This window comes from Alistipes provencensis (assembly GCF_900083545.1).
Taxonomy (GTDB): Bacteria; Bacteroidota; Bacteroidia; order Bacteroidales; family Rikenellaceae; genus Alistipes; species Alistipes provencensis.
Genome location: NZ_LT559262.1, coordinates 3,585,979 through 3,599,904, shown reverse-complemented (window position 1 = coordinate 3,599,904; position 13,926 = coordinate 3,585,979). Strand labels below are relative to the sequence as shown.

At 60.9% G+C, this 13,926-nt stretch carries 8 protein-coding genes; 2 read left to right on the top strand and 6 right to left on the bottom strand.

The window, feature by feature from the left end:
* Nucleotides 1-94: 94 nt before the first annotated feature.
* Together BN5935_RS14070 and BN5935_RS14065 are read left to right on the top strand one after the other, a co-directional pair.
* Nucleotides 95-4,180 (top strand): hybrid sensor histidine kinase/response regulator transcription factor, encoded by a 4,086-nt coding sequence (locus tag BN5935_RS14070; protein ID WP_064976978.1) that lies wholly within the window; start codon nt 95-97, stop codon nt 4,178-4,180.
* A gap of 43 nt (nt 4,181-4,223) precedes the next feature.
* A complete protein-coding gene (locus tag BN5935_RS14065; RefSeq protein ID WP_082944222.1) occupies nt 4,224-5,303 on the top strand; it encodes an alpha/beta hydrolase family protein in 1,080 nt (359 codons plus the stop codon).
* 4 nt (nt 5,304-5,307) lie between these two features.
* Here BN5935_RS14065 and radA read toward each other — a convergent pair whose 3' ends face one another.
* From radA to BN5935_RS14035, 6 genes are all read right to left on the bottom strand, one after another.
* A complete protein-coding gene (gene radA, locus BN5935_RS14060) occupies nt 5,308-6,675 on the bottom strand; it encodes a DNA repair protein RadA (RefSeq protein ID WP_064976655.1) in 1,368 nt (455 codons plus the stop codon).
* Between the two features lies 1 nt (nt 6,676).
* The gene (locus BN5935_RS14055; protein ID WP_235821123.1) at nt 6,677-7,264 is read right to left on the bottom strand and encodes a hypothetical protein; all 588 of its coding nucleotides are present in this window, start codon (nt 7,262-7,264) and stop codon (nt 6,677-6,679) included.
* Entirely contained in the window at nt 7,264-7,890 is a 627-nt protein-coding gene (locus BN5935_RS14050) for a lactate utilization protein (protein WP_394330951.1), read from the bottom strand. Before BN5935_RS14050 ends, BN5935_RS14055 begins: the two co-directional genes overlap by 1 nt.
* Before the next feature lie 186 nt (nt 7,891-8,076).
* Entirely contained in the window at nt 8,077-10,605 is a 2,529-nt protein-coding gene (locus BN5935_RS14045) for a DUF5117 and DUF5118 domain-containing protein (protein ID WP_064976652.1), read from the bottom strand.
* An 11-nt stretch (nt 10,606-10,616) separates the two neighbouring features.
* Nucleotides 10,617-13,223: a zinc-dependent metalloprotease gene (locus BN5935_RS14040; RefSeq protein ID WP_064976651.1), complete on the bottom strand. Its 2,607-nt coding sequence runs from the start codon at nt 13,221-13,223 to the stop codon at nt 10,617-10,619.
* Nucleotides 13,224-13,252: 29 nt separating this feature from the next.
* Nucleotides 13,253-13,891: a YiiX/YebB-like N1pC/P60 family cysteine hydrolase gene (locus BN5935_RS14035; RefSeq protein WP_064976650.1), complete on the bottom strand. Its 639-nt coding sequence runs from the start codon at nt 13,889-13,891 to the stop codon at nt 13,253-13,255.
* Between the last annotated feature and the right edge of the window lie 35 nt (nt 13,892-13,926).

The window sequence follows — 13,926 nt, the reverse complement described above, 5'->3', positions numbered from 1 at the left end:
GAATACCGGAGCCGAGCTTTCATGGCCTGTCGGGTCATGAAAGCTCTTTTTCGAAAAAAAGATTAAATTTGTTTCCGGATACGGCGAATTGCCCATGAAACGCGGAATCATCCTCCATATCTTGTTACTGTTCGCAGCGGTCTCGGTCGTGGCGGCCCGTACCTCGGACCGCGTTATATCGCGTCGGTATGTGATGGAGAACGGACTTTCGTCGAATCGTGTTTACAGCATTGTGCAGGATTCGCTGGGCTTCATTTGGTTCGGGACCAACGACGGGCTCAACCGTTTCGACGGGCTCGATTTCCGAAAGTACTACTATACAGGCGAGGATGGCGACGGGATGTCGAGCAACAGTGTCCGCTGGCTGCTGATAAGCCGGGACAATCGTATGTGGATCGCTTTGGACAGCGGGGTCGATGTCTACGATCCCCAAACGGGCGTTTTCAGCCATTTCGACGTCCGGACCGATGCGGGTGAAGCCATCAGCGGCCGGGTGCTGCGTATTGCCGAGGACGCGGACGGTGAATTGTGGATCGGGACGATGACCGACGGACTTTACCGTTATACGCCCTCCACCGGCCGGTTGCGGGTTTACCGGCATGATCCGGCCGATGCGTCGACCATTTCTCAGAATTCGGTCGCTTCGCTCTTGGTTGACAGCGAAGGAGTTGTCTGGGTGGGGACCTACGATCAGGGGCTCTGCGCCTTTTCGAAGCGGACCGGGCGTTTTACCGCCTACCGCAAACAGCCGGGCGGTCTTTCGGACAATCAGGTGCACAGCATCTACGAAGATGCGGTCGGCTATCTCTGGATCGGAACCTACTCTTCCGGTATCGATTGTTTTGACCGCCGGACCGGACGTTTCGTCAACTACCGCGACGGGCGTCCCGGCAGCCTGCTCCACCACATCCACGACATCGTCGCCTATGGTCCCGACGAGATACTCGTCGCTTCGGACAACGGGGTCGGCATCTTTCAGATCGAAGAGGGGGTGATCCGTTCGGGCGATAAACACAAACCGCGCGTGCTTCCCGTTGCGAACGAACTGGTTTACAAGGCCTATAAAGACCGTGAGGGCGGTTTGTGGCTGGGTTCCTATTTCTACGGAGCGGAGTATTTTCCGCCGATGCAGCACGATTTTCGCTTCTACGGATGCGACAACTGCTCCTCCTCGGGTAAGGGACGGATCATCAAGGCCCTGAGCGAGGGTGAAAAAGGGATTATCTGGGTGGGTACCGACGACGACGGCGTCTATACCGTCAATACGCTGACCGGGGAAGTCAAGCCTTTCCGCACGGCGGCGGATATCGGGGCGTCCCAATACATTGTTTCGGACCTGCTGTACGACGGCAACCAGCTCTTTGTCGCCACCTATGAACGGGGACTGGAGGTGTTCGACCTGCGGACCGGCCGCGTGAAGAGCTATTCCCACGATCCGGACGACGAACATTCGCTTCCCTCGTCGCGTGTCTTCGTCCTTTTCAAGAGCGCTACCGGGCGTATCTATCTGGGAACGGCCAACGGGTTGTGCCGTTATGACCGTGAGCAGGATTGCTTCGTCCGGCTGGGTATTCCCGTCCGTATCGCGGCCATCGCCGAGGATGGCGACCACAATCTCTGGATCGCAACCAAAGAGGACGGACTCTATCGCTACGACGTTCGGACAGGGGCTTGCCGTCACTATCTGGCTGATCCGGACAATCCTCACTCGTTGGTGCGCAACGTGCTTACGGTGCTGACCGTCGATCACGACGGCCGTCTGTGGATCGGTTCCGACGGTTACGGCGTCTGCCGTTACGATGCCGCTACGGACGCTTTTGTCCGTTACGACGATCTGCCGCTTCCCAACCGCATCATTTCGGGTATCGTTCCCAGCGGCGAAACGCTTTGGATCGCAACCAATAAGGGGCTCGTGCGCTGGAACACGGCAACGAATGTGACGCGGCTTTTTTCCCGCTCGGACGGGCTTTACAACGAGCAGTTCTCCGGGCACGCCTGCTTGGTTGACTATAGCGGTCTGTTTGTTCTGGGCACCACCGACGGCCTTTGTACTTTCTCGCCCCATCGTCTCACGGACAATAACCGCGCGGTTCCGCCGGTGGTACTCACGTCGCTTTCCATTTACAACCGCCCTGTCACTCCCCGGAGCGACGGATCGCCGCTGGTGCGTTCCATCGAGACGACGCGTGAGGTTGTGCTGGCTCACGACCAGCGGATGCTCAGTATCGAATTCGCGGCATTGAGTTACGTCAATCCGGCCGAGATGCTCTACCGTTACAAACTGGATGGCTTCGACGACAAATGGTATGTCACCGACGGCCGCAACCGTATCGTCAACTACAACAACCTTCCTTCCGGCCGCTATACGTTGCGTATCGAGAGTGCAGGCAACAACAGGGTGTGGGGTGGCGGACAGACCGTGCTCGATATCGTCGTCCGTCCGCATGCGCTCAAATCGCCCGTGGCGCTGACGCTCTATGCGCTTATCCTGCTGCTGGGGCTGACCGTCCTGATCCGTTACCTGCTCCGGCGTTCGGACAGGAAGCACAGCGAGAAACTCCGGCAGCTTGAAGCGAAGACCCGGCAGGAGGTCTACGACGCCAAGATCAACTTCTTCACCCACATTACGCACGAGATACGGACGCCGCTGAGCCTCATCATCGGGCCGCTGGAATACATTCGCAAGTCGCGGCCGATGAACGACAGATACGGCGAATACCTCGATATTATCGAGATGAACTACAAACGTCTCTTTGCGCTGGTGACACAACTGCTCGACTTCCGCAAGGTCGATTCGGGCAATTACCGTCTCAGCTATGCTCCCTGCGGCGTGAAGGAGCTCGTCGACGGGATCGTGCCGCTGTTCGGCCCGACGGCCCGGCAGCGGGGCATCCGGTTGAATGTGGCGGTCGAGCCGCAGGACCTGACGCTGATCACCGATCGTGAGGCGCTGACCAAGATTCTCAGCAACCTCCTTTCCAATGCCATCAAACATGCCTCCGGGTATATCTGGCTCGAAGTGCGGCAATGCGGGGAGCTGGTGACATTCGTTGTCGGAGACGACGGGCCGGGCGTTGCCCCTGCTGAGCGCGAGAAGATATTCCGGCCTTTCTATCAGGTCGCTTCCGACCGTTCGGCGACCAAAGGCAGCGGCATCGGGCTGCACATGACCCGGCAATTGGTTGAATTACTCGGAGGGACGATCTCCGTTTCCGACCGGGACGATGGGCTTTCGGGCGCCTCCTTCCGTGTGGAACTGCCCGTCCGCGGGACGTCGGCGGCCGACACCGGGACGGAGAGCCGGCTCCATGAGTTCATCATCGACGATCTCATCTCGGAGAGCCCTGCCGACTCCGATCCGGAGGCCGTTGAGGAGGCCGGAGCCCCGGTGCGGCGCTATACTGTCATGCTGGTCGACGATAATGCCGAAATACTGGATTTTCTCACCCGGGTATTGGGCGAACGCTACTTCTGTATCGCTGTGGCGAGCAGCGAGGAGGCGTTGCTTATGCTGGCCAAAAACCGGGTCGATCTGGTGATAAGCGACGTGATGATGGACGGAATGGACGGCCTCGAGCTGTGTCGCCGCATCAAGACCGACATCGACACTTCGCATATCCCGGTGGTGCTGCTGACCGCCAAGACCAACCTCGAAACCAAGATTCAGGGGTTGGAGTACGGCGCCGACGCCTACATCGAAAAACCCTTCTCCATTGCCCACCTCAATGCACAGCTCACAAACCTCATTGCCGGCCGCAACCGGCTCCGCGAGGTCTTTGTTTCCACGCCCCAGCCTGCGACGCGCATCGAGGCCTACAACCGGCTGGATCAGGAGTTTGTAGACCGCTGTACGGCCATCATTACGGAGAACATCACCGTGCCGGACTTCTCCATTGAAATGTTGGCACAAGAGATGGGGATGAGCCGCACCTCGGTGTTCGTCAAACTGAAAGCCATCACCGGGACGACCCCCAACGATTTTATCAAACTCATCCGACTCAAAGTGGCCTGCAAACTGATGGCCGAGGGGCATTACCGGGCCACGGAGGTGGGTTTTCTGGTGGGGTTCAACTCGTCGTCCTATTTTGCCAAGTGCTTTTTCAAGCAGTTCGGGATGCGTCCCAACGACTATATCAAGAGTCTCGAACGGGCTGCGCCCGGTGACGGGGCCGAATTCTGAAAAACGACAGTCAATACAATGAATGATTAAATCGCTCGGAACTATGAAAAAAACGATCGTTGCGCTCTTCCTGCTGTTCGTCGCAGCAGCCGGGGCGCAGGAGAAAAAGGAGGTGAGCCATACGGCGCTCGCCGCTCGCATCGCAGATCAGGGACATGATTTTGACGTGGTGGTCAAGAAACTCGAGGATGTGCTGTGGTACGACAAGATGGACGACGTGGCCTATGTCGATAAGGTCCGCCTGACCGGTCCGCCGCGTTTCCGGCAAATCCCAACGGGCAATGCTTTCCACGACGCCCTGCTGGACAACGACCTCGTCTTCTACGCCTATGTCTTCATTCCCAAAAAGGCGAAGCAGAACAGGAAATATCCGTTGGTCGTTTTCTCCCACGGGGGCATCCACGGCACTTTCTCCACGGTCTATGCGCATGTCATCCGTGAACTCGTGGCTCAGGGATACCTTGTCGTGGCGCCCGACTACCGCGGCAGCACGGGCTACGGCAAGGGTTTCTACCGGAGCATCGACTACGGCGGACTGGAGAACGAGGACGTGCTGGCGGCTGCCCGTTACATGGTGGAGAATTACCGCATGGTCGATTCCCGGCGGGTGGGGCTGCTGGGATGGAGCCACGGCGGGATGATTACGCTGATGAACGCCTGTAAATATCCCGAGGTCTATGCCTGCGGTTATGCGGGGGTCCCGGTCTCCGACGTGACCTACCGTCTCGAATATCAGAAGCCGGGGTATACCGATAACTTCACCGCTTCGTACCATATCGGCAAGACCCCGCAAGAGGCTCCCGAGGAGTATGCCCGCCGTTCACCGGTGAACTATGCCAAAGAGCTGCGGATTCCGTTGATGATCACTACTGCGGAGAACGACGACGACGTGAGCGTCCGCGAGGTCCGGCGCATGATCGACTCGCTGAATTTCTATAAAAAGGATTTCGAATATAAGGTCTATCCGCCGATGCCCGGGGCACACCTGTTCGACCGCATCGACACCCGCGAAGCGACCGACATCCGTTATAAGGCTTACGAGTTTCTCGCCCGTTACCTGACGCCTCCCAAGCCTTTCCGTTCGTCGGACGACCTGCGCAAGGCGGGGTATCGGTTCAATTAGAAGCTTATTCCAGAAAGAGCGCCCGGGGGAGCTGGTCGATGCTGTTTATCGGCACGACCTCGATTCCTCTGGGGCGTTTGGCGCCTTTGGCCAGATAGCCCGAGACGATGATGCGTTTGAATCCCAGCCGCGCCGCCTCGCTGATGCGCTGTTCGGTGCGGGGTGCGGGGCGCACTTCGCCCGAGAGTCCGATTTCGCCCGCGCAGCAGACCCCTTCGGCCACGGGCCGGTCGTAGTAGGACGAAATGACGGCCGCCACCACCGCGAGGTCCAGCCCCGGGTCGGCGACCTTGAATCCGCCCGCGAAGTTCAGGAAGACGTCCTTCTGGAACATCTTCATCCCCACGCGCTTTTCCAGTACGGCCAGCAGCATGTTCATGCGCCGCCCGTCGTAACCCGTCGTCGAACGCTGGGGCGTGCCGTAGGCCGCGCCGCTCACCAGCGCCTGCACTTCGATCAGATAGGGCCTCACGCCGTCGGCCGAAGCCCCCACGGCGATGCCCGAAAGGGGCTCTTCGTAGTGGGTCAGCAGGATTTCCGACGGATTGTCGACCCCCCGCAGCCCGGCGTCGAGCATCTCGAACACGCCGATTTCGAACGTGGCGCCGAAGCGGTTCTTGATGCCCCGCAGGATGCGGTAGATGTTGTTGCTGTCGCCCTCGAACTGCAGGACCACGTCGACGATGTGTTCTAATATCTTGGGACCGGCTATCGAACCGTCCTTGGTGATGTGTCCGATGATGAAGATCGACGTTCCGGTCGACTTGGCGTATTTCAGCAGCGTCGCCGCGCATTCGCGGATCTGCGATACGCTTCCCGCCGACGAATCCAGCAGGTCGGTGTAGATGGTCTGTATCGAGTCGATCACCACTAAGTCGGGACGGTGCTCGGCGATCTGCGCTACGATGTTCTCCAACAGCGTTTCGGGATAGATCAGACACTCGTCGTTGCCGATTCCTATGCGTGCCGCGCGCATCTTGATCTGCTCGGCCGACTCCTCGCCCGAGACGTAGAGGGTTTTCAGCCCGTTGGCCGCCAGCGCGATCTGCAGCGAGAGGGTCGATTTGCCGATTCCCGGCTCGCCGCCCACCAACACCAGCGATCCGGGGACCATGCCGCCGCCCAGCACCCGGTTGACCTCGGCATTCCCGAGGTCGATGCGCACATGCTCGCTTTCGCGGATGTCCTTCACCCGCTGGGGCTTCGCCGTGGGCAGGGGTCCCGCCACGGTCGCTGCCACCGAGCCGCTTTCGCGGGCGATGATCTCCTCGGTGAAGGTATTCCATTCGCCGCACGACGGACAGCGCCCCAGCCATTTGGGGGCTTCGAACCCGCAGTTCTTGCAGAAATATGCCTTTTTGACTTTAGCCATCTCAATTCGCGTTTGTCGAGGTGTACGACCGGCGTTCGGCCTTCGTGATTCCCGCATCGGGGTAGAGGGCTTTGTATTCCTCGGTCAGGTCGGTGACGAGCATCGTCTTGGTCTGCCCGTCCGTATCCTTGTAGGTCGAGAGGGTACAGGTGTACTCCGCTTCGGGCTCCGGACAGTAGAACAGGATGTCGCTCGTGCCCGGGGTCTTGAAGAATGCCGCCGCCACCGTTCCGGTCTCCGTTGCGGTCTCGATCTGCGCCCGCCCGCCGTTGTATTTCGAGAAGTTGAGCACATAACGCCCGCCCGCCTGCACATGTGCCGACGCGACGATCTCGGCCTTGATCCGCTCGATCACCGGGTCTGTCGTTTCACCCTCGTCCGCCCGGCTTTCCGGCGTCGGATCGGGTTCCGGTTCCGGCTCGGGCTCAGGTTCCGGCTCAGGTTCGGGTTCGGGTTCGGGGCTCGGAACGGTTACTTCGGCCTCGACGCGCACGACGGGATAAGCCACCGTGTAGAACACTTCCGATTCGTTGCAGGCCGCCAGCACGAGCGTCAGCAGCGCTGCGGCGCAGTATTTCAGTCCTTTCATCATAATCCCAAATCTTCGTCGATCAATACCACCAGCACCCGCTTGTCGGGCCAGCAGCGCAGCATCTCCATCCGCGTGTTGCATACCCGGTCCGGTGAGTTGCAGTCCGAGCAGACGCCCGTTACGGCGCAGGGCGTGCGGAATCCGGGGTGGCGGGCGATGTTCTGCGGCGCCGCGATGCGGCGGATGCGCTCCTCGGCCTCGTTGCGGTCGGCCACCACCTTGTTGCGGCCCGCCACGATGATGACTTTGCGGGGCCCGAACGCCACCGGAGCGATGCGGTTGCCGACTTTGTCGAGCCAGAGGAGCGTTCCCGCTTCGGTCACGGCGTTCACGCCCGTCACGAAGAGGTCCGACATCAGGGCTTGCCGGCGTATTTCGAGCCGCTCCCCGTAGGGCATCGAGGCGTCGAATCCGTCGAGCAGGGTTACTTCTTCGTTGCCGGCCAGCCATTCGATGATGCCCGTTGCGCGCATCGTCATCGAATCGCCGAACGACGCCAGCCGCGGGCGTTCGGCCTCCGCGACGGCTTTCATCACGGCGAAAGCCTCGGCCGTGCCGCCGACGACTGCCGCTTCGAAATGATGTCTGCGCAGCGCTGCGGCGCAGGCTTCCAGTTTTTCCATGCTCTCTTTTGCCATCACACAAAGGTAATTTATTTTCCGGTTTCTGCAAAACGCCTTTCCCGCTTAAAAGCGGGTTCTATCGGCGGTGCAGGGTGTTGCGGCGCTCTCCGTCGTCTTTTGCACCCGGATACGAAACGAAGGCGCGGAACATTCCGCGCCTTCGTTTCAGTCGGGTCGCCCCGGGGGTCAGTCTGTTTTCAGCGAGTTCTCGATTCGGCGGAGCATGTAGCGGCAGAAGTCGCGCGACGAAGCGTCCGACGCCGCTGTGACGCCCTGCCGGTAGATGTCGCGGAGCTGCAGCAGCATGCCGTAGTAGATGTGTTCCGAGAAATCCTTGGCGTAGTACATCATCCGGTATTTGCCGTATGCGCTGATCGGTTCCAGCGTCGCCGTGGCTTCGTAGGGGAATGCGGGCTGCATGGCCTCTTCGTCCGTCGCCGCAAACGCCGCGGCCCGGCCCTTGGCGGCCTTGGGCTCGGCGAGGACTTTCGAGCCGCCGATGACCACGCCCGTGAACGCCTGCTGGAGCAGCCGGTTGTAGTCCGACAGTTTGCGTCCGGCCTTCACGTCGCGGAAGATGTAGTCGGCCATGTCCGCGGCCATTTCGCCCGGGGTGTAAGCCCCCGCCAGCCCGTTCTGGTAACGGGGCAGGGTCTCCAGCCGCTTCACCAGCGTCCCCAGACAATCCGTCTGCACGGACTGCGAAAGGTTGGCCAACTGGCCTTCGGTGAGCTTCGTGTCGAGCCACGAAAGGTCCTCGATGGCCTTCAGCGTCTCCTTCACATAGCGCCGCTGCTCCTCCTTGGGCACGACGCGGAGCATCGTCTGCCCGTCGCCCTCCGTGACCTCGGTGTAGTAGACGCCGCCGATGTAGGCCGCCATGTAGGAGACCACCTCCCGGACGCCCCGCGATAGTGCCGCGATAGCCTCTGCGCGGTAGCTCCCGTCCGCATCGCGTCCTTCGAGCCACTCCGCCGCATGCCGTGCAACGGTGCGCAGGTTCTCGAACCGGTAAAGGGTCCGCTTCACGGGATCGTCGCCCAGATTGTAGTAGGCCAGCCGTACGTCGCCGAAATAGTAGTCGTACCAGTAATTGCCGTAGTAGTAGGCCGGGTCGCCGGCTTTCTCGCGCAGCATCTCCGAAAGGGCTTTCTGCTCCTCGTCGGGGGTCTTGGCCCCTGCGATGTCGCCGTAGAGCCAGCGGATGGCGAAGTAGTCGTATTTGCCCAGACAGTCGTTCACCAGCCGCACGCCCTTGTCCCCGGGCTGTGCGAGGTAGTTGTAGTCGTTCAGCGCCGTGACCGACGAGCAGATGCCGTTCTCGCGGGTGAACGACGCCGAGCGCAGCGAATCGGTCGGGTAGGCCGCTGCCGCCGCGTAGTTGGTCGCAAGGCCGAGCACCTGAGCCACGCCGCGCGCCGTGTGAGCGGCCAGCGACGAGGCGAGCTCCTCGTCGTCGAGCACCATGTCGCGTGCCGCGGGGTCTGCGGCCGAGAGGTCGATGAAGCGGCGCAGGCGGATCTCGTCGAGCAGGCTCTCCGTCAGGTGGATGCGTCCGCCCGTGATCTCGCCGCTGCGGGGGTCGGTCGAGAGGTTGACCGTCATCTTCGGATTGGTCGATGCGACGTATTTCACATAGAACCCTCCGGGATTGTTGCTGTCGAACCCGCCGGCGGGGTAGGTTTCGGCTTTCAGCACGTCGCCCATGCCGATGCGGCGGAAGGCTTCGTTCCACAGCCCGATGCCGCGGCGGATGCCCTGCTGCCATGCCGGGGCGAACAGGGTGTCGATGTAGAAGGTCACGGGACGAATCTCATCCCCGTGCCGGAAGTTGATCCGCGAGGCGAAGTAGGCCGGACGCGCGCCCTGCTCCGCGGTGAAGCGGGTGAAGGGTACGGGCAGCACGCCGATCCGCGGGTCGGCGATGCGCGCCGGGGCGCACTCCTCGGGGAGCATCGTGATCGTGCGGCGTGCGCGGGCCGTGAAGGGCTTGTCCTTGCAGATGGTGAAGATGAAATACTGCGTCGTCACGCCGTAGGTCATGTCGCTGATGACCGACGCATACTCCTTTCCGCCCTCCACGTCGCGGAGCAGCGAACGGTCCGACTTGTAGCTGGCCCGGGAGATGTGCAGCGGGCTCATGCCGCGGGCTTCGAACGCCTTGAGGTGTTCGTTGTCGCTCATGAACAGCGCCGTATTCTCGATCACCACGGCCGTCGAATCGGCGTTGTAGGCCTTGATCGGGTAGCTGGCGACGATGGGCATCGCCGTGCTGATCTCCAGCGCCCGGGCGATGCCGGCGTCGCCGTCGGAGAGCGTGCGGCGCGGCACCTCGTGCATCCTCACCACCGAATCCCGGCGCGAGAACGTGATGTGGTAGGGCGGCAGCGGCTGCTGACCCGCCAGTCCGTAGTCGGCCAGCGACGACTCCTCGATCGAGGTGTTGATGACGAACTCGCGTTCGAGGATGTCGAGCGGAATCTCCGTGTAGAGTTTTCCGTCGATGATATGGAGTTTGAAAAGTCCGTCGGACGTCTTGGCCTTCTTGTCCTTGAAGAGTTTTTCATAGGCCGACAGCTTCTTGGGCGCCGGGGCCTCGCTCTTCTTCTTGTCCTTGCGGCCCTTTGCCGCCGCGTGCGCCCCGCCGGGCAGCACGGTCGTGGCCAGAAGTGCGGCAAGCAGCAGCGCGCCGATCTTGTTCAGGGATGTTCTCATGGCTGAAGACATTATTTGTTGAGCGCTTTGTCGAGGTTGTGCAGCAGGTACTGGTAGTGCATGCGGGTCTCGCCCGACGCCGATGCCGCCTTGCCGCGCAGCAGGTTGCGGATGCGCAGGATGTCGTTGTAGTAGATCATCGAGATGTCCTTCTGCGTGAAGTATTGGAACCGGGGAGCCCCGAATCCCGACACGGCGTCGGCCGCGATTCCGTGCTCGCACCCTGCACAACTGCACAGCGGTGCCGGCTGGGTGAATGCTCCGAAAGCCTCCCGTTCGGCGTCGTCCGCGGCGAATGCCGTGCTGCCTCCGGCGGTGTAGTTCTTCAGCCCGGCCTTGGCGGTTGCGGCCTTGAGGAATTCGCGCTGGATGGCCATTTCATCCTCGGTCAGGCGGCGGTTGCGCACGGTCGGCTCCCACACGAAGTCCGAAACGTCCTTGTAGCAGGCTTCGGGGGTGTAGGGGTCCTTCGACAACTGGGCGTTGATCGCCAGAGTCTTCTTGGCCGGGGCGTTGACTACGGCCTTGATGACGGCTTCGCGCACGGCCTCCTTCGGTGAACCGAGGATGGTCACCTTCTCCAGCAGCGGCGCATTGTCGAGCCACTGCATCTGCTTGAGCTCCGCGAGGATGAATTTCAGCGCCCGGCGCTGCTTCTCGCGCGGTACGCACACCACGGCCTCCACGGGGTCGCCCTCCATCTTCTCGTTGAGGTAGATGCCGCCGATGTTGGCGTAGACGTGCTGGATGTAGTTCATGTACTGGTTCACGATGTTGGTGTACATGCTGTTGCGCTGCGAATAGTCGTCGTCCCCGGCCGCCAGCCATGCGTCGAGATTGGCGAGGATGTAGCGCAGGTTCTTGATGCCGTACTCCGAAGCGGCCACGGCGTCGTCGCCGAGGTCCTCGGTCTGCGACTTGGGATCGACGATGCCGCCGAACTGCTGCTTGCCGTAGCGGTAGGTCGGGTCGGCCGAAGCCTCGGTGATCCATTTCGAGGTCACGGCATACTCCTCCTCGGGGGTCTTGGCGTCGGGAACCGGGGTGTAGAGCCACTTCACGGCATATTCGTCGTAGATGCCGAAACGGGGCGGGGTGAGCTTCACGCCGCGCTCCCGGTCACCGGGCTGGGCCACATAGTTGAAACGGGCGTAGTCCATGATCGAGGTCGTCGTGCCGTATTTTTGGGTGAACGACGGCGAGCGGAGCGAATCGACGGGAATCACCGACGACGAGCTCATGTTGTGCATGAATCCCAGACAGTGTCCCACCTCGTGCGCCAGTACATAGCGGAGCCCGTCGAGCATCACCTCGTCGGGGAGGTTGACCCGGCGGACGCGCTCGTCGGCCTGCGAGGTCTGCACGAAGATCATCCGGTTGAGCATCTTCACGACGTCATGGAAGACGTAGACCGAGGCGTTGAGTATCTCGCCGCTGCGCGGATCGACCCACGAGGGACCCATGGCGTTGGCGATGGGCACCGGGGCGTAGCGCAGGCAGGAGTATTTGATGTTGTCGGGATCGAACTCCGGATCGTCTTCGGGGTAGGGCAGCGCCTTCACGGCGTTCTTGAACCCGATCTTGGCGAAGAGCTCGTTCCACTGCATGACGCCCTCATAGACTGCGGGCTGCCACTTCTCGGGGAAATCCGGGTCGATGTAGAAGACGACCGGCTTCACGGGCTCGACCAACTCGCCGCGCTTCCATGCCTCCGTGTCCGACGGCTCCAGTCGCCAGCGGTTGGCCAGATAGACGGCCTTCACGCGCTGCTCCTTGTCGCTGTACAGGTATTTTCCGGTGGGGAATACCGACATGCGGCTGTCGGTGATGCGGGGGCGGTAGGGCTCCTCGTCGAGCAGCACCAGCGTGCGGGTCATGACAGCCGTCAGCGGCTCGTTGTCCACGATCTTCTGTTTCGTCACGGGGTGCGTTACCGAGTAGGTGTAGCTCAGGGTGCTCTTCACCGTGAGGTTGTCGGCGAAGGACTTGATGCCGCCCAGCGACGAGAGCTCCTTTTTGAACGACTCGCTGAGGCTCGGCGACCCCGAACCGCCGTAGGCCCCGAGGTACGAGAAGGGCGACAGCTCCTTGACGTGGCTCACGAAGAGGTCCGTGACGTTGAACACCACGGCCGTCGAGTCGGCGTTGTAGGCGTCGATCTTGAAGTTGCGGAAGATCGTGGGGATGTTGTTCCGGTCGAGCGAGCGGAGGATGTTCCCGGCCACGCCCAGCGTATAGTTGTCGGCGTTGATTTCGCGGATCTGCACGTTCTCGCCCGTCTTGGTGAAGGTGATGTGGAGCGGCGTGTAGGATTTCGAGCCGGGGACTCCCGTGAGGTTGTCCGAGGTCTCCGAGATCACCGATCCCAGCAGCATTTCACGTCCGAAGAGCTCCTGCGGGAATTCGAAATAGAGTTTGTTGTCGATCTTGTGCAGCTTGACCATGCCATCGGCCACTTCGTGCTTTTTCTTGAAGAGCTTGTCGTAGGCGCTCTCCTTGGGTTTTTCCGCGGTTTGCGACGTCTGGACTTTTTTCCGGCTGCTTTTCTTGCTTTTGGCCTCGAGGGGCGCGGCGGCGATCAGGGCGCAGAGCGAAAGCGTAAGAACTTGTTTGAACATAAATTGTGTGTTGATAGTTTGTAGGAGTTTCAGAAATAGCGATGGACGATGCGGATAGCCTTCGAACGGGACATGTCGCCCGGGTTGGTGCCCGGCACGCCCTCGGGAATATCGCATTTGTGGCGCTTGAAATGTTCGATCCACAGGGGGCTCGTCTCGCCTGTCGTCTTATCGCGGAAGGTCATGGGCTTCATCCGAAAGATCGGCTTTCCGTTGGGACGGAGGTAGGAGACATAGATTAGTTCACTGCAATAGTAGGTGTCGTCGTCGGGGTTGAAGAGATAGTCGTAACGTTTTCCCAACAGCTTTTCGATCCGGTCGATGGCCGCCGGGATGTTCTTCTGCAACCGGGGCTTCAGCCTGCCGACCACCACGACCGGCTTGCCGTCGACCAGTTGGGAGTTGCGGAAAAACTTGTCCAGCCTGCTCTTGACGACCCCGTAGGGCACGGCTTCGAGCACATAGGTCTCCCCGTCTTCGACATAGGCCACGCCCACATGCGAAAATTCCAGTTGCTCGATGCCCGATGTCACGTTCATGATGGCTTCGGTGTAGGCGCTCCGGCCGTTGACCTGAAAGAGCAGGTCGCCCGTCTGGAGCCGGAACGGCTCTTGGGCGAACCCGGTCGCGGCGGCGAAGAGCAGCAGGACGAATAGGATTCTTTTCATGGTTTGCATGTGCGGATTGTCTTCGAAAGATAAGC